Origin of the sequence: Rhodococcus sp. NPDC060084 (assembly GCF_042730335.1) — a bacterium.
Classification (GTDB): domain Bacteria; phylum Actinomycetota; class Actinomycetes; order Mycobacteriales; family Mycobacteriaceae; genus Rhodococcus.
In genome coordinates, this window is sequence record NZ_JBHWWX010000016.1 from 73147 (window position 1) to 88120 (window position 14974).

Here is a 14974-nt window from a genome sequence, read left to right on the forward strand (position 1 = left end):
AGACGTGACGGGAAGGTCGTGGACGGCAAAGTGAACGCAGCAGCAGTTCGGGTGGGTGTGCTCGGGGCCAAGGGCAAAGTCGGCCAGGCCATCTGCGCGGCAGTCGAGGCGGCCCCCGACCTCGAACTCGTCGCAGCGGTGGACCGAGGCGACAGCCTCGACGACTTCGTGACCTCCGGCACGCAGGTCGTCGTGGATTTCACGCACCCCGACGTGGTCATGGGCAACCTGCAGTTCCTGATCGACCACGGCATCCACGCCGTCGTGGGCACCACCGGCTTCGACGACGACCGCCTCGCGCAGGTCCGCAGCCACCTCGCCGATCAGCCCGCCGTCGGTGTGCTCATCGCTCCCAACTTCGCGATCGGCGCGGTGCTGTCGATGCGCTTCGCGCAGGCCGCCGCCCGATTCTTCGACTCCGTCGAGGTCATCGAACTGCATCATCCCAACAAGGCCGATGCGCCGTCCGGCACCGCCTACCGCACCGCGGAACTCATCGCCGAGGCACGTGCCGCCGCAGGCGTGGGACGCAGCCCCGATGCCACGACCACCGAACTCGACGGTGCGCGCGGCGCCGACGTCGACGGGGTGCGGGTGCACTCGGTGCGTCTCGCCGGGCTGGTCGCGCACCAGGAGGTGTTGCTGGGAACCCAGGGTGAGACGCTGACGATCCGCCACGATTCCATCGACCGTTCCTCGTTCGCACCGGGCGTACTCCTCGCAGTCCGCGAGATCGCTTCCCGTCCCGGCCTGACGCTGGGCATCGACCCCCTCCTCGACCTGTGAAAAAAGATCTCGTCAAGGTCCTCGTACCGATCGCGTTCATCGTCGCCGCGCTCGCCTTCTACTTCGTGTTGCTCGGCAGCCGCGGAGTCGAACTCGTCCGGTCCGGCGGCGTCGCCGCGGTCGGGCTGGGTATCGGCGTGTTGCTGCTCCCGCTCGTCGGAGTCTGGATCGTGTACGCCAGTCTGCGTGCGGGCTGGCAGCACCAGCAGCTTGCGCAGCGCATCCACGAGGAAGGTCTCGAACTCGATGTCACCGACCTTCCGCGACGGCCGTCCGGAAAGATCGACCGCGACGCGGCGGACGCCCTGTTCGAGACCGTCAAACGGGAATGGGAAGCCGATCCCGACAATTGGCGGAACTCCTACCGGCTGGCGCGCGCCTACGACTATGCGGGTGACCGGGGGCGTGCCCGCGAGACGATGCGCCGGGCGGTTGCCCTCGAAAAAGCAGAACGCGACAGCACGACGTAGCGGGCGCGGTATCGCGGCTCGGGCAACGCCCCGTCGTAGTCTTCGCCTGTGACCGAACAACCCGAACGAACCGACGCCACGGACCGGACGCTGCTCGTCGTCCACCACACGCCGTCTCCGGCGACGCGCGAGCTGCTCGAAGCGGTGCTGGCGGGGGCGAACGACCCCGACATCGACGGGGTGACTGTGCGTGCGGTGCCCGCCCTCGGCGCGACCGTCCCGGACGTGCTTGCCGCCGACGGCTACCTGTTCGGTACTCCCGCGAACTTCGGATACATGTCGGGCGCGCTCAAACACTTCTTCGACACCGTGTACTACCCGTGTCTGGACGCCGTTGCGGGCCGCCCGTACGGCATGTGGGTCCACGGCAACGACGACACCGCGGGAGCGGTGTCGTCGGTGCGCAAACTGGTGACGGGGATGGGGTTGACGCAGGTGGCTGCCGACCTGGAGATCACCGGCCCGATCGACGCGCAGGTCCGCGAACGCTGTTACGAGCTCGGTGGGACGGTTGCGGTGACTCTCGCCGACAGGGTGTGAGGGGCTGCCCGCGTCAGCGGTAGTTCTCCTCGACGAACTTCGTCAGGCCTTTGCCGGCTGTCTCGATCGCCGTCTTCTCGGCGCGTCGGACGAGGAATCCGGGGACCGGAATCTTCGGATCGATGGTCAGGCTGAAACCGACCTCGGTCGCTCCGCCTGCCGGTGTGAGTGTGTAGGCACCGTCCTGCTGGTTCTGCTGCGTGCTCTCGACGAGCGTCCAGGACATCGACCGGTCGCCGTCCCAGGTGTAGTCGACGACCTGCTCGTCGGTGAGTCCGATGACCGAGACGGTCATGCGCACCCGGTGCGGGCGGCCGTCCGGGTAGGTGGACTCGACAACGACCTTCTTGTGCGTCGACGACCACTCGGGCAACCGGTCCACCGCTGCGATAGCCGCCATCACCTGCTCCGGTGTCGCCTTGATCTCGAAGCTTCTGGTGCTGCTCACGGCCATCGGTTCGGTGTCCTCTCGTTCCCGCGTTCGGTGCGTCGGGAATCTACCGCACGGGAGGGGTTTTCAGGCCGTATCGCCGTCTTCGTCCTCTCGGGGAGCCGGCGCCGGGGGAGCGGTGGGTGTGGTGCCTTGCCGGCGCCACTCTTCGGCGCGCTTCTGATACCGCTTCTGATCCTTCAGTGCGCCCTGCACGGCCTGCGCCACCCAGGAGTTGAGCGAGACACCGCTCTGCGCGGCCGCTTCCTCGGCGCGGGATTTGATCTGTTCGACGAGACGCAGGGTGACCCGGCTGATGTCTCCGGTCATCTCCTCGAAGGTCTGCGACGGCGAGTCGGTGTGCGGCGTGGCATCGCTGCGCACATCCACGACGGCTTCCGTGCCGTCGAGCCGAACCGTGACGGTGTGGTCGTCCAACTGCTTGCTGATTTCCCCGGCCATATCCGACAGCGCACTGAGAACGGCCAGCCGGGCCGGCGCGGCGAGAGCGGCGGAGAGGGCCGCTGCGGTACGGCGGGTCTGTTCGTCGCCGAGTTCGGCGGCGTTGACGACGGCGTCGGTGATCGCCGCGGTATAGGTGTCGATGTTCATGCCGTCAGTGTGACGCCATGCGTGACATCAGTCAACAGGCCTATGACGCCACGAGTGCTGTCGTGGTGGCGTCATCGAGGTGGCGGTGAGCGCGCGGAGGCTCCGGGTCGCTAGGGTGCGATCACGCACCGGGAGGAGACGCGCATGATTCCCGAACCCGCAAACCTGAAGGTCAGGCTCGTCGCAAAGACCGAATTCCTGCCGCCGGACGACATCCCTTGGGAAACCGACGCCGACGGAGGGGAAGCGCTCGCCGAGTTCGCCGGACGTGCGTGTTATCAGAGCTGGTCGAAGCCGAACCCGCGGACCGCGACCAACACCGGATATCTGCGGCACCTGCTGACCGTGGGCCACCTGTCGGTACTCGAGCACGCCTCGGTCACCTTCTACATCACCGGAATCTCCCGTTCGTGCACCCACGAACTGATCCGGCATCGGCACTTCTCGTTCTCCCAGCTGTCCCAGCGTTTCGTCGCGGACGGCGATGCTCCGGTCGTCGTTCCTCCCGCGATCGCGGGCGATCCTCATCTCGAGGAACTGTTCTTCGCCGCCACCCGGCGCAGCCGCGACGCGTACGTGGAACTGCTCGACGCACTCGACGAGAAGATGGCGCATCTGCCTCCCGGGCCCCTGCGGGCGAAGCAGGTGCGGGAAGCGGCGCGAGCGGTGCTCCCCAACGCCACCGAGACCCGCATCGTGGTCACCGGCAACTACCGGTCGTGGCGGCACTTCATCGCGATGCGCGCGACCGAGCACGCCGATGTGGAAATCCGGCGGCTCGCCGTCGAATGCCTGCGGCAACTCACCGATGCGGCGCCGAACGCGTTCTCCGACTTCACGATCACGGCGATGCCCGACGGCAGCGAAATCGCCGCTCCCACCTTTGCCGCAGACCGCTGACCCACCCGGCGGAGGCGGGCGTGTGTCGGACCTGTATCCCCACGCGGTAGCCTTCTGACCATGACCAACGGTGAATCCGCAACTGCTGTCGAGCTCCCGTTCGGCACCGTCGCCACTGCGATGGTGACCCCGTTCACTGCCGACGGCAAGCTCGACGTGGACGCGGGTGTGCGTCTTGCGAACTACCTCGTCGAGGGTGGCTGCGACGCCCTGGTACTCGCCGGTACCACCGGCGAGTCGCCTACCACCACCGAGAACGAGAAGCTCGAACTGATGCGGGCTGTTCTCGCTTCTGTCGGCGATCGCGCGAAGATCATCGCCGGTGCCGGAAGCAACGACACCGCGCACAGCGCCGAACTCGCCCGCGATGCCGCGCGCGCCGGCGCGCACGGCCTGCTGGTCGTGACCCCGTATTACTCCCGGCCGCCGCAGGCCGGTCTCTACGCGCACTTCGTGGCGGTGGCCGATGCCACCGACCTTCCCGTCATGCTCTACGACATTCCGCCACGCTCTGTGGTGCCCATCGAAACGGACACGCTGCGGTTGCTCGCCGAGCATCCGCGGATCGTGGCCGTGAAGGATGCGAAGGGTGACCTCAATGCGGGAGCCGAACTGATCGGCACGACCGATCTGAAGTTCTACTCCGGTGACGACCCGCTGAACCTGCCGTGGTTGTCGGTGGGTGCTGTGGGATTCGTGAGTGTCATCGGTCATCTCGTGCCCGGCCGGCTGCGCGAACTGCACACCGCCTTCGAAGCAGGCGATCTCGAACTGGCCCGCACGATCAATCTGTCCATGGTGCCGATCTACCGCGCGGTCGCAAGACTCGGCGGTGTCAGCGCTTCCAAAGCAGGGCTGAGACTGCTGGGTATCGACGTCGGCGAGCCGCGCCTTCCGCAGGTCGCACCGGTATCGGCCCAGATCGACGCCCTCGCGGCCGATCTTCAAGCAGCAGGGGTTCTGTAAATGAGTCGTCCCACCAGTAGTCGTGGCCGCGCCACCCGTAACGCCGGCCCGCCGGCGTCGCGGCCGCAGCGCCGCATCGTCCAGAATTCGGCATCGGCGCAGCGTCCCGACCCGCGTCCGCCCGTCGATCCCACCGCACGCCTCGGGACCCCTCCCAAGGCGCCCAAGAACGGTCTGCGGATCGTCGCTCTCGGCGGCATCGGCGAAATCGGCCGCAACATGACCGTCTTCGAGCACCAGGGCCGTCTGCTGATCGTGGACTGTGGCGTGCTCTTCCCGGAAGACCAGCAGCCGGGCGTCGACCTGATCCTGCCGGACTTCCGGCACATCGAGAACCGGATGGACGACGTCGAGGCGATCGTTCTCACCCACGGTCACGAAGACCACATCGGTGCCGTCCCGTTCCTGCTGCGACTGCGCCCCGACATCCCGGTCGTCGGCTCGAAGTTCACTCTCGCGCTTGTCGCCGCCAAGTGCCGCGAGCACCGGCAACGGCCCCGCCTCGTCGAGGTCACCGAGGGCGAACGCACCGATCACGGCCCGTTCGAGTGCGAGTACTTCGCCGTCAACCACTCGATTCCCGATGCGCTCGCGGTCGCGATCCGGACGTCGGCCGGTCTCGTGCTGCACACCGGTGACATCAAGCTCGACCAGTTGCCGCTCGACAACCGGCTGACCGACCTGGCCGGGTTCTCCCGCCTGGGCGACGAAGGTGTCGACCTCTTCCTGGTCGACTCCACGAACGCCGAGGTCCCCGGATTCGTCACCCCCGAACGCGAGATCGGCGGGGTGCTCGACAACGTCATCGGCAAGGCCAACAACCGGGTCATCGTGGCGTCGTTCGCGAGCCACGTGCACCGGATCCAGCAGGTCGTCGACGTCGCACACCGCTACAACCGTCGGGTCGCCTTCGTCGGGCGCTCCATGGTGCGCAACATGCAGATCGCGCAGGACCTGGGGTATCTCCACGTTCCCGACGGCGTCGAGGTCGATCTGAACGCCGCGGCGTCGTTGCCCGACAACCGGGTTGTTCTGGTGTCCACCGGCTCGCAGGGTGAGCCGCTGTCGGCCTTGTCGCGCATGGCGCGCGGCGAACACCGCCAGATCAACATCCGCGCCGACGACCTCGTCGTGCTCGCGTCGTCGCTGATCCCCGGCAACGAGAACTCCGTGTTCGCCGTGGTCAACGGTCTCGCCAAGCGCGGCGCCACGGTCGTGACGCAGCAGAACGCGAAGGTGCACGTGTCCGGCCACGCGTCCGCGGGCGAACTGCTGTACCTGTACAACGCGGTGCGGCCGACGAACGCGATGCCGGTTCACGGCGAATGGCGGCACCTGCGCGCCAACGCCGCACTGGCCGAAGCCACAGGCGTGCCCAAGGAACGAATCGTCCTCGCCGAGGACGGCGTCGTCGTCGATATGGTCGACGGCCTCGCCGAGATCGTGGGCCGCGTTCCGGTGGGCTACGTGTACGTCGACGGATTGTCGGTCGGCGATGTCGGCGAATCGACACTGTCGGACCGTCTCGTCCTCGGCGAAGGTGGATTCATTTCCATCTCGGTCGCGGTGGACGCGACCACCGGCCGCGCCGTGAGCACACCCGAGGTCTCCGGCCGAGGGTTCTCCGACGACCCGACGGCGCTCACCGAAGCCGCCCAGCTCGTCGACAAGACCCTCAGCGAGCTTGCGGCCGAAGGCGTCACGGAGACGCACCGCATCGCGCAGGGTATCCGGCGCGTAGTGGGCAGGTGGGTGGCCGACACGTACCGCCGTCGCCCCATGATCGTGCCGACCGTCATCGCTGTGTCCTGACATAGTTCGGACCGCCCGACCAGGCATGTTCGCGCGGCACGGGACTCTTCCCGTGCCGCGCGCCCGTGCCGTCGATAGAGTGGCCGGATGAGTCTTGCCCGCACGGAACGACATGCCCTGGTCCGCACGATGTCCGAGGTCGGTCCCGACGCGCCCACCCTCTGCGGCGACTGGACGACCCGCGATCTCGCCGCGCATCTCCTCGTCCGAGAGCGCCGGGTCGACACGATGCCCGGAATCATGATCCCGGCCTTCGCCGGCCACACGGAGAAGGTCCGTCGCGAGGCGACCGACAAGCAGTGGTCTCACCTGCTGTCCGAGGTCGACTCCGGTCCGCCGAAGTGGTCGCCGCTCTTCCTCCTGGACTCCGTGGCCAACGCAGTGGAAATGTTCGTGCACCACGAGGATGTGCGCCGCGCCCAGCAGGGATGGGAACCGCGACGCCTCTCCACCGAGGTCCAGGACCAGTTGTGGAGGACCGGGCGGATGTTCGCGCGCACCGGCTACGGCGGGTCCGATGTCACCGTCGTCTTCGAGCGCCCCGACGGCGAGCGCGTCACCGTCCGGAAGCGTGGGCCTCGCAGCGTCGTCCTTCGCGGCGAGCCCGCGGAACTACTTCTTCACGCGTTCGGGCGCGACGCGGTGCACGTCGACAAGGAGGGCGAGCCGAGCGCCGTCGCCGAGATCGACGGATCCAAGCGCGGAGTGTGACCGGCCGGCCCCGCATCGTCGCGGCGTCGTGGCCGAGAGTGCCGCACCACCTGTGACCAGTGCCGCCCGGCGTTACCCGTGTTGCACATGGTTCACGAGAGGCCCGGGCGGTTACCCTGGCGGTTATGGCAGGAAAGTCGGGCAGTCGCGCTTCGTCCTCAACGACCTCACGGTCGCGGACGGGGGCACGCGGCTCGTCCGGCGGTGCCAACCGGTCCCGTGCGGCCTCGGCCAAGTCGGGAAAGGCGAAGGCCGGTACCGGTAGGGCAGCAGCGGGCAGAGGCTCGACGGCGAAGACGTCGGGCGGAGCGCGAACGTCCCGCGGGACCGGCTCGGCCGGAACCCGCCGCTCGCCCCGGCCCCGCGCCAACACTCCACGCGGCGCCGCAGCGCGGCGGTCCCGCACCTCCGGCGGGGTACTCGGCGCGCTCGGCAAGGGCGTCGCCGCCGGATGGTTCATGGCGGCGCGCGCGCTCGGTGCCACCGCGCGCACCATGGGCATGGCCACCGACATCGAGCACGGCCATCGGCGGGACGGTATCGCGCTGGGGCTCGTCGCCGTCGGGGTGGTCGTCGCAGGATCGCTGTGGTTCGGTGTCGGAGGTCCGGTCGGGGATTGGGTCGAGACCGGTGTGCGCGCCGTTGTGGGCGGCGCGGGAGCGGTGCTCCCGCTGGTCGCCATCGGCATCGCCCTGACCCTGATGCGTACCGAACCGTTCCCCGAGATCCGCCCGAGGCTCGTGCTCGGTGGGCTTCTCGTCGCTCTCCCGGCATTCGGGCTGTGGCACGTTGCGTCCGGCCTCCCGGGGGATGCGATCGGTCGATCCGAGGGCGCCGGTTTCGTCGGCGCCGCGGTCGGCGGACCTCTCACCGCGGGACTGACCGCGTGGCTGTCCGTTCCGCTGATGCTCCTCGCCGCCGGATTCGGCATTCTTCTGCTCACCGGCACCACCATCCGGGAACTGCCCGAACTGTTCCGTGAGTACTTCGGCCTGGAATACCCCGCGGACGACGAATACGGGGACGAATACGGGGACTACTACGACGACGATCCCGGTCTCTACGACGACGGGTATCGCACGGAAAAGACCAGGTCGCGTCGTCGCCGCACCCCCGTCGAGAACTACCCACCCGACGAATTCGAGGCCGAGACCGAGATACTGCCCCTGTGGCCGGACGACGAGGCCACCGCCGCGGCGCCGCCGCCCGAACCCGAGCCGGAACCCGTCCCCGCACCGGCGCGCACCCGCGCGAAACGTCCGGTTCCGGCGGCACCGGTTCCGGAGCCCGAACCGGTGCCGGAGCAGTCCGATGCCCATGCTCTCGTCGTTCCCGACCGCGAAGTCGACGGCGATTACGTCCTGCCGTCGCTGAGCCTGCTCACCAAGGGCGATCCGCCGAAGAAGAGGTCGCCGGCGAACGACGAGATGATCGAGTCGATCACCGAAGTCCTCGAACAGTTCAAGATCGATGCGGCGGTCACCGGTTTCACCCGGGGGCCCACCGTCACCCGCTACGAAGTCGAACTCGGGCCGGGCGTGAAGGTCGAGAAGATCACGGCGCTGGCCCGGAACATCGCGTACGCGGTCGCGACGGACAACGTCCGGCTGCTCGCGCCGATTCCCGGTAAATCGGCGGTCGGTATCGAGGTACCGAACTCCGACCGCGAACTGGTCCGGCTGTCGGATGTCCTCGCCGCCCCGTCGACCCGCCGCGACCACCATCCGCTGGTCATCGGTCTCGGCAAGGACATCGAGGGAGATTTCGTCTCCGCGAACCTCGCCAAGATGCCTCACCTGCTGGTGGCGGGTTCCACCGGGTCCGGTAAGTCGAGTTTCGTCAACTCGATGCTGGTCTCGCTTCTCATCCGGGCTACGCCCGACGAGGTCCGGATGATCCTGATCGACCCCAAGATGGTCGAGTTGACTCCCTACGAAGGCATTCCGCACCTCATCACGCCCATCATCACGCAGCCGAAGAAGGCCGCGGCCGCGCTGGCGTGGCTGGTCGAGGAGATGGAACAGCGCTACCAGGACATGCAGGCCAATCGCGTCCGCCACATCGACGATTTCAATTCGAAGGTGAAGTCGGGCGAGATCACCGCCCCGCTGGGCAGCGAACGCGTCTACCGGCCCTACCCGTACATCCTCGCGATCGTCGACGAGCTGGCGGACCTGATGATGACGGCTCCGCGCGACGTCGAAGAAGCGATCGTCCGGATCACGCAGAAGGCCCGTGCCGCCGGCATCCACCTCGTCCTGGCCACCCAGCGTCCGTCGGTGGACGTGGTGACCGGCTTGATCAAGACCAATGTGCCCTCGCGGCTCGCGTTCGCGACGAGTTCTCTCACCGACTCGCGCGTCATCCTCGATCAGCCCGGCGCCGAGAAGCTGATCGGTATGGGCGACGGGCTGTTCCTGCCCATGGGTGCCGGCAAGCCGGTCCGCATGCAGGGCGCGTTCATCACCGACGAGGAGATCTCGGCGGTCGTCGACGCCGCGAAGAACCAGGCCGAACCCGAGTACACCGAGGGCGTCACGGCACCGAAGGCCGGTGAGAAGAAGGACGTCGACGCAGACATCGGCGACGACCTCGACGTGTTCCTCCAGGCCGTCGAACTCGTCGTGACGAGCCAGTTCGGCTCCACGTCGATGCTGCAGCGCAAGCTGCGGGTGGGGTTCGCGAAGGCAGGTCGGCTCATGGACCTCATGGAGACGCGCGGGGTGGTGGGTCCGAGCGAGGGCAGCAAGGCTCGCGAGGTGCTCGTCAAACCGGACGAACTCGACGGGCTCCTGTACTCGATCCGCGGCGGCGGCGATCCGGACGACGCAGGATCCGGGTCCGGGGACGCCTGAGACACATATGGCACAATCGTGTCAGCTGTGGAGGGGAGTATCCCCTACTTCGCGGCGGTCTCGTCAACACGTACGGCGCCGATGCCGTTCCGGGGCCGTCGGTCCGGCATTCGTGCAGGGCGGGAGAGACCTCCGGCAGGTATACACCTACCGGAAGGCCGAGGTATGCACGTAACCCTGACGACCTGGTTGATCACCATCGCGGTGATCGTCGGACTTTTCGTCTTCGACTTCTATGCCCACGTACGCAAGCCCCACGCGCCGACGTTGCGCGAATCGGGTTTCTGGTCCGCGGTGTTCATCACGATCGCCATCATCTTCGGTGTGGTCGTCTTCATGGTGTGGGGGCCGACGTACGGCGGGGAGTACTTCGCCGGCTACGTCACCGAAAAGGCACTGTCCGTCGACAACCTCTTCGTGTTCGTGATCCTGATGGCGACGTTCGCGGTGCCGCGGGAGTATCAGCAGAAGGTGCTCACGATCGGCATCGTTCTCGCCCTCGTGATGCGCGGCCTGTTCATCGCTGTCGGCGCCGCCGCCATCAATGCGTACAGCTGGGTGTTCTACCTTTTCGGGATCTTCCTGATCTACACCGCCGTCAAGCTCATCCGCGACCACGGTGAGGACCAGGGAAGTATCTCCGAGAACAAGATGGTGGTTCTCGCGCGTAAGTTCCTGCCGGTCCACGACGAATACGACGGCGACAAGCTCGTCACCCGCATCGACGGCAAGAAGATGGTCACGCCGATGCTGCTGGCCCTCATCGCGATCGGGTTCACCGACATCCTGTTCGCGCTCGACTCGATTCCCGCGATCTACGGTCTCACCGAAGAGCCCTACCTCGTGTTCACCGCGAACGCGTTCGCGCTCATGGGTCTGCGACAGCTGTTCTTCCTCATCGGCGGCCTGCTCGAGCGCCTGGTGTACCTGTCGTACGGACTCTCGGTGATCCTGGCGTTCATCGGCGTCAAGCTCGTGCTGCACGCGCTGCACGAGAACACGCTCGGCTGGATCAACGGCGGCGAACACGTGGCGGTGCCCGAGATCTCCACCGGCTTGTCGCTGGCTGTGATCGTCGGTGTTCTCATCATCACCACGGTTGCGAGCTTGCTGCGGACGCGGCACGTGGAAGCATCCGCCAAGCGATGACGGCGCCGATCGCCTAACCGCTGAAAGCGCCCATCACGGGAGTCCAGGCGGTGATGCGTACCGCATCGACGAGGCCGCGCTGCGCGAACGGATCCTGAGCCATCAGGTCCCGCGCCGCGGCCTCGTCGGTCTCGTCGAGCAGGATCAGTGCCCCGGACCCGTCGGTCCACGGGCCGGTTGCCCGGACCCGTCCGTCCTCGACGAGACCGCTGAGCCATGCCCGGTGCTTCGGGCGGTGCTCGTCGCGGGCCGCGGCGGTGGCGTCGGAGTACGTGTATTCGACGGCGAACATGGCCATGAAGTTTCCTTCGATCCGGTGGGAGACGGGCGTCGCGGCTCAGAGTGTGAGCAACATCCGGGTGTTCCCGAGCGTGTTCGGTTTCACGTAGCTCAGGTCCAGGAATTCGGCGACACCGGTATCGTACGACCGGCACATTTCGGCGTAGACCTCGGCTGTCACCGGGGTGCCTTCGATTTCGGTGAATCCGTGGCGGGCGAAGAAGTCCACTTCGAAGGTGAGCACGAACAGCCGCTCGAGCTCGAGTTCCCGGGCCACCTCGATCAGCCGCGCGACCAGGAGATGACCGGCGCCGCGCCCTTTGACCTGCGGGTCGACGGCCACGGTGCGGACCTCACCGAGGTCGGACCACAGCACGTGCAGCGCTCCGCACCCGACGACACGCGCACCGACCTCGACCACCCAGAACTCCTGGACGGCCTCGTACAGGGTCACCAGGTTCTTCTCGAGAAGGATCCTTCCCGAGTAGATGTCGATGAGCCGCTTGATTTCCGGCACGTCGGACGTTCGGGCCCGACGCACGACCATTCGGTCGGTTGTGCTGGATTCCGGCGCCGCTGTTGTCATGCGGTGAACAGTAGCGCGTGCCCCAGGCGATATTGTGGGGCCCATGAGCACGCCCCGCCAGCACGTCGCCGCATCGGGCGGGAGCGGCGCCGCCCCGGGACCGAACGCCGGTTCCCCGCACGATCCGGTGCCTTTGTGGAACATCGCGAACATCCTGACGGTGCTGCGAATCGCGCTGGTCCCGGTGTTCCTGGTGTTGCTTTTCGTCGGCGACGGGCACGACACCGGGTGGCGCCTGGCGGCCACGGCCGTCTTCGCGGTCGCCGCGATCACCGACCGGATCGACGGCCAGTTGGCGCGCCGGTACGGCCTGGTCACCGACTTCGGCAAGCTCGCCGACCCCATCGCCGACAAGGCGCTCATCGGTGCCGCGCTGGTCGGGCTCTCGCTCCTCGGCGACCTCACCTGGTGGGTCACCGCGATCATCGCCGCTCGTGAACTGGGCATCACAGCTCTGCGATTCGCGGTGCTGCGGCACGGCGTGATCCCGGCCAGCCGGGGCGGCAAGGCCAAGACGTTCGTCCAGACCCTTGCCATCGGGATCTACCTGCTCCCGCTGCCCGACGCGATCGCGCCGGTGGCGGTGACGATGATGGTGCTCGCGGTGGTGCTGACCGTCGTGACGGGCCTCGACTACGTCGTGCAGGCGGCCAGACTGCGTACGGCGGTGCGGGCCGGCGAACCTGCGCACGACGGCGGCGGGGACCGGACGTCGTCGTGACCGCTGCCGACCCGCTTGCCTCCGCGACGCGGGCAGCCGAACTCGTGGCCGAGTTGTCGGCGCGCGGACATACCGTCGCGACCGCGGAGTCGCTCACCGCAGGACTGGTCGCGGCGACGATCGCCGGCGTTCCCGGCGCCAGCGCGGTCCTGCGCGGGGGGCTGATCGTATACGCCACCGACCTGAAAGCCGTTCTGGCCGGCGTCGACACCGAGATCCTCGCGCACGACGGTCCCGTCTCCGAGTCCACGGCTGCGGCACTCGCGGACGGTGCGCGTACCCGATGCGACGCCACCTGGGGGCTGGGACTGACCGGCGTGGCCGGACCGGACAGCCAGGACGGACATCCTCCCGGCACGGTGTACATCGGAATCAGCGGGCCGGGAGGTACCCGCGTGGGCCGGCCCGAGGTGGCGGGAGACCGGTGGGGCATCCGGCTCGGATCGGTCGATGCCGCCGTGTCGGGACTACTCGCCCGCCTGCATACGACCTCGGCGTTGTAATGTCTGTTCACCGCGTTCTCGAGGTTCGATCGAGAAGTGGGAACCCGTAGGTGCTGTTGCACGTTGTCGGGGTATAGGTACGAAGGACGAAGGAGGATGCGATGGCGCTGTTGCTACGCGAAGCACTGGGGGACAGCCTTCGGCGTACCCGTGTGTCGCAAAGCCGCACCCTGCGCGAAGTCTCCAGTAGCGCAAGGGTCAGCCTCGGGTATCTCTCCGAGATCGAACGTGGGCGCAAGGAAGCGTCGAGTGAGCTTCTCGCGGCGATCTGCGACGCGCTCGCCGTCCCGCTCTCCGACGTCCTTTCCGACGTGAGCGAGTCGCTCGCCGATGCGGTTCCCCGCCGCAGTGGCATGAACGAGCGGGTTGCCGAGGTCGGTATCTCCGATCTCGCGGGATCCGACGGGGTGGCGCGGGATTCTGCGCGGATTGCGCAAGAGACCAGAGTTGTGATCCCTGCACCGGCGGCGCGGGCGCTTGCTGCCGCCTAACATGGATTGAAGATCGCACCGGGCATCCGGCGCGGACAAGCGACATATCCCGGCTTCGCCTCCAGGGTGATCCGGGCTCGGCAGGTTGGACCGCCGGGATTCGACCGGCAGGGCGGTCCGGAATCGGTGCGCGAGGGCCGCGCATCGGGTCGCGTTCTGCGCGGCGTACCAGATGGAGGCGGGATCACACCCATGGCTAATCCGTTCGTCAAGGGTTGGAAGTACCTGATGGCGCTGTTCAACTCCAAGATCGATGAAAAGGCCGACCCGAAGGTCCAGATTCAGCAGGCCATCGAGGACGCCCAGCGGCAGCACCAGGCACTCTCACAGCAGGCGGCATCCGTCATCGGAAACCAGCGGCAGCTCGAGATGAAGCTCAACCGCCAGCTGGACGAGGTCGAGAAGCTCAACGCGAGTGCCCGGCAGGCCGTGATGATGGCGGACCAGGCCAGTGCTGCGGGCGACACCGAGAAGGCCATTCAGTACACCAACGCCGCCGAGGCCTTCGCCGCGCAACTCGTCACCGCCGAGCAGTCGGTCGAGGACCTGAAGGTGCTGCACGACCAGTCCCTGCAGGCTGCGGCGCAGGCGAAGAAGGCTGTCGAGCAGAACGCTATGGCATTGCAGCAGAAGGTGGCCGAGCGCACCAAGCTGCTCAGCCAGCTCGAGCAGGCCAAGATGCAGGAACGGGTCAGCGAATCCCTGCGCTCCATGGATTCCACTTTGTCCGCGCCCGGAACCACGCCGAGTCTCGATGCCGTGCGCGAGAAGATCGAGCGTCGCTACGCCAATGCACTCGGTTCTGCCGAGCTCGCGCAGAACACCGTGCAGGGACGGATGCTCGAGGTCCAGCAGGCGACCGTCCAGATGGCCGGACACAGCCGGCTCGAGCAGATCCGCGCCTCCATGAAGGGCGACGCCCTGCCCGGTGCGCCCGCGACGCCGGCCGTCGATATCGGCAAGGAGCCGCCGGCCGCTGCGGGCAGTGCCGGTAGCCAGTAACGCACGCGACCACCCCCAGGAACGTGACCTCGCCATGAACGCACCCGGAAGCGGCGGGGGGGGGCGCCAATAACGGCCCCCCCCCGCCCCGCAGACAGCAGCCCCCCCCGCGGCGGGGGCGGGGGGCCCCCCCCGGGGGGGAGACCAGGGAGGAAAAACAA

At 67.5% G+C, this 14974-nt stretch carries 17 protein-coding genes; 13 read left to right on the forward strand and 4 right to left on the reverse strand.

Translation table 11 applies throughout. The annotated features are described in order from the left end of the window. Positions 1-30: 30 nt before the first annotated feature. The 3 genes from dapB to ACFWBU_RS11320 are packed head-to-tail and all read left to right on the forward strand — an operon-like array spanning position 31 to position 1796. Positions 31-786 (forward strand): 4-hydroxy-tetrahydrodipicolinate reductase, encoded by a 756-nt coding sequence (gene dapB, locus ACFWBU_RS11310; protein ID WP_296550886.1) that lies wholly within the window; start codon positions 31-33, stop codon positions 784-786. Continuing rightward, positions 783-1256, forward strand: coding sequence for a hypothetical protein (locus ACFWBU_RS11315; protein ID WP_169620611.1), 474 nt, complete (start codon positions 783-785; stop codon positions 1254-1256). The genes dapB and ACFWBU_RS11315 overlap by 4 nt, the downstream gene beginning before the upstream one ends. 48 nt (positions 1257-1304) lie before the next feature. Further along, positions 1305-1796: an NAD(P)H-dependent oxidoreductase gene (locus ACFWBU_RS11320; RefSeq protein WP_169620612.1), complete on the forward strand. Its 492-nt coding sequence runs from the start codon at positions 1305-1307 to the stop codon at positions 1794-1796. A gap of 13 nt (positions 1797-1809) precedes the next feature. Here the strand turns inward: ACFWBU_RS11320 and ACFWBU_RS11325 are convergent, their stop codons facing one another. Next, positions 1810-2250, reverse strand: a complete 441-nt coding sequence (locus tag ACFWBU_RS11325; protein ID WP_169620613.1) for an SRPBCC family protein — start codon at positions 2248-2250, stop codon at positions 1810-1812. 63 nt (positions 2251-2313) lie between these two features. Further along, entirely contained in the window at positions 2314-2838 is a 525-nt protein-coding gene (locus ACFWBU_RS11330) for a toxin-antitoxin system HicB family antitoxin (RefSeq protein WP_169620614.1), read from the reverse strand. A gap of 144 nt (positions 2839-2982) precedes the next feature. Between ACFWBU_RS11330 and thyX the strand changes: the two genes are divergently transcribed. From thyX to ACFWBU_RS11360, 6 genes are all read left to right on the forward strand, one after another. Further along, positions 2983-3738 (forward strand): FAD-dependent thymidylate synthase, encoded by a 756-nt coding sequence (gene thyX / locus ACFWBU_RS11335; RefSeq protein WP_169652402.1) that lies wholly within the window; start codon positions 2983-2985, stop codon positions 3736-3738. 60 nt (positions 3739-3798) lie between these two features. After that, complete coding sequence (gene dapA / locus ACFWBU_RS11340) at positions 3799-4704, forward strand: 4-hydroxy-tetrahydrodipicolinate synthase (protein ID WP_169620616.1); 906 nt, start codon at positions 3799-3801, stop codon at positions 4702-4704. Then, on the forward strand, positions 4705-6516 hold the full coding sequence (locus tag ACFWBU_RS11345) for a ribonuclease J (protein WP_169620617.1): 1812 nt from the start codon (positions 4705-4707) through the stop codon (positions 6514-6516). A gap of 87 nt (positions 6517-6603) precedes the next feature. Beyond that, complete coding sequence (locus ACFWBU_RS11350) at positions 6604-7227, forward strand: TIGR03085 family metal-binding protein (protein ID WP_378528289.1); 624 nt, start codon at positions 6604-6606, stop codon at positions 7225-7227. Between the two features lie 125 nt (positions 7228-7352). Then, entirely contained in the window at positions 7353-10082 is a 2730-nt protein-coding gene (locus ACFWBU_RS11355) for a DNA translocase FtsK (protein WP_378528290.1), read from the forward strand. Between the two features lie 165 nt (positions 10083-10247). After that, positions 10248-11231 carry a TerC family protein gene (locus tag ACFWBU_RS11360; protein WP_169620619.1) on the forward strand — a complete coding sequence of 328 codons (984 nt, stop codon included), beginning with the start codon at positions 10248-10250 and terminating at the stop codon, positions 11229-11231. A 13-nt stretch (positions 11232-11244) separates the two neighbouring features. On the opposite strand, the gene ACFWBU_RS11365 is transcribed toward ACFWBU_RS11360, so the two are convergent. Further along, complete coding sequence (locus ACFWBU_RS11365; protein ID WP_378528291.1) at positions 11245-11529, reverse strand: YciI family protein; 285 nt, start codon at positions 11527-11529, stop codon at positions 11245-11247. Positions 11530-11568: 39 nt separating this feature from the next. After that, positions 11569-12096 (reverse strand): amino-acid N-acetyltransferase, encoded by a 528-nt coding sequence (locus tag ACFWBU_RS11370; protein ID WP_378528292.1) that lies wholly within the window; start codon positions 12094-12096, stop codon positions 11569-11571. A gap of 43 nt (positions 12097-12139) precedes the next feature. Here ACFWBU_RS11370 and pgsA point away from each other — a divergent pair, with 43 nt between their 5' ends. The 4 genes from pgsA to ACFWBU_RS11390 all read left to right on the forward strand — a co-directional run bounded on the left by pgsA (position 12140) and on the right by ACFWBU_RS11390 (position 14813). Continuing rightward, on the forward strand, positions 12140-12817 hold the full coding sequence (gene pgsA / locus ACFWBU_RS11375; protein ID WP_169620621.1) for a CDP-diacylglycerol--glycerol-3-phosphate 3-phosphatidyltransferase: 678 nt from the start codon (positions 12140-12142) through the stop codon (positions 12815-12817). After that, positions 12814-13320 (forward strand): CinA family protein, encoded by a 507-nt coding sequence (locus ACFWBU_RS11380; protein ID WP_378528293.1) that lies wholly within the window; start codon positions 12814-12816, stop codon positions 13318-13320. Before pgsA ends, ACFWBU_RS11380 begins: the two co-directional genes overlap by 4 nt. A gap of 101 nt (positions 13321-13421) precedes the next feature. Then, entirely contained in the window at positions 13422-13811 is a 390-nt protein-coding gene (locus ACFWBU_RS11385) for a helix-turn-helix domain-containing protein (RefSeq protein WP_169620623.1), read from the forward strand. Between the two features lie 192 nt (positions 13812-14003). Continuing rightward, entirely contained in the window at positions 14004-14813 is an 810-nt protein-coding gene (locus tag ACFWBU_RS11390) for a PspA/IM30 family protein (RefSeq protein WP_169620624.1), read from the forward strand. Positions 14814-14974: the final 161 nt, after the last annotated feature.

Excerpts from the sequence above, each read along its gene's own strand:
- ACFWBU_RS11390 (WP_169620624.1), top strand. The coding sequence starts at position 14,004 with ATGGCTAATCCGTTCGTCAAGGGTTGGAAGTACCTGATGGCGCTGTTC.
- ACFWBU_RS11385 (WP_169620623.1), top strand. The coding sequence starts at position 13,422 with ATGGCGCTGTTGCTACGCGAAGCACTGGGGGACAGCCTTCGGCGTACC.
- ACFWBU_RS11365 (WP_378528291.1), bottom strand. The coding sequence starts at position 11,529 with ATGGCCATGTTCGCCGTCGAATACACGTACTCCGACGCCACCGCCGCG.
- ACFWBU_RS11355 (WP_378528290.1), top strand. The coding sequence starts at position 7,353 with ATGGCAGGAAAGTCGGGCAGTCGCGCTTCGTCCTCAACGACCTCACGG.
- ACFWBU_RS11330 (WP_169620614.1), bottom strand. The coding sequence starts at position 2,838 with ATGAACATCGACACCTATACCGCGGCGATCACCGACGCCGTCGTCAAC.
- ACFWBU_RS11325 (WP_169620613.1), bottom strand. The coding sequence starts at position 2,250 with ATGGCCGTGAGCAGCACCAGAAGCTTCGAGATCAAGGCGACACCGGAG.
- ACFWBU_RS11360 (WP_169620619.1), top strand. The coding sequence starts at position 10,248 with ATGCACGTAACCCTGACGACCTGGTTGATCACCATCGCGGTGATCGTC.
- ACFWBU_RS11345 (WP_169620617.1), top strand. The coding sequence starts at position 4,705 with ATGAGTCGTCCCACCAGTAGTCGTGGCCGCGCCACCCGTAACGCCGGC.
- pgsA (WP_169620621.1), top strand. The coding sequence starts at position 12,140 with ATGAGCACGCCCCGCCAGCACGTCGCCGCATCGGGCGGGAGCGGCGCC.
- ACFWBU_RS11370 (WP_378528292.1), bottom strand. The coding sequence starts at position 12,096 with ATGACAACAGCGGCGCCGGAATCCAGCACAACCGACCGAATGGTCGTG.
- thyX (WP_169652402.1), top strand. The coding sequence starts at position 2,983 with ATGATTCCCGAACCCGCAAACCTGAAGGTCAGGCTCGTCGCAAAGACC.
- dapA (WP_169620616.1), top strand. The coding sequence starts at position 3,799 with ATGACCAACGGTGAATCCGCAACTGCTGTCGAGCTCCCGTTCGGCACC.
- ACFWBU_RS11350 (WP_378528289.1), top strand. The coding sequence starts at position 6,604 with ATGAGTCTTGCCCGCACGGAACGACATGCCCTGGTCCGCACGATGTCC.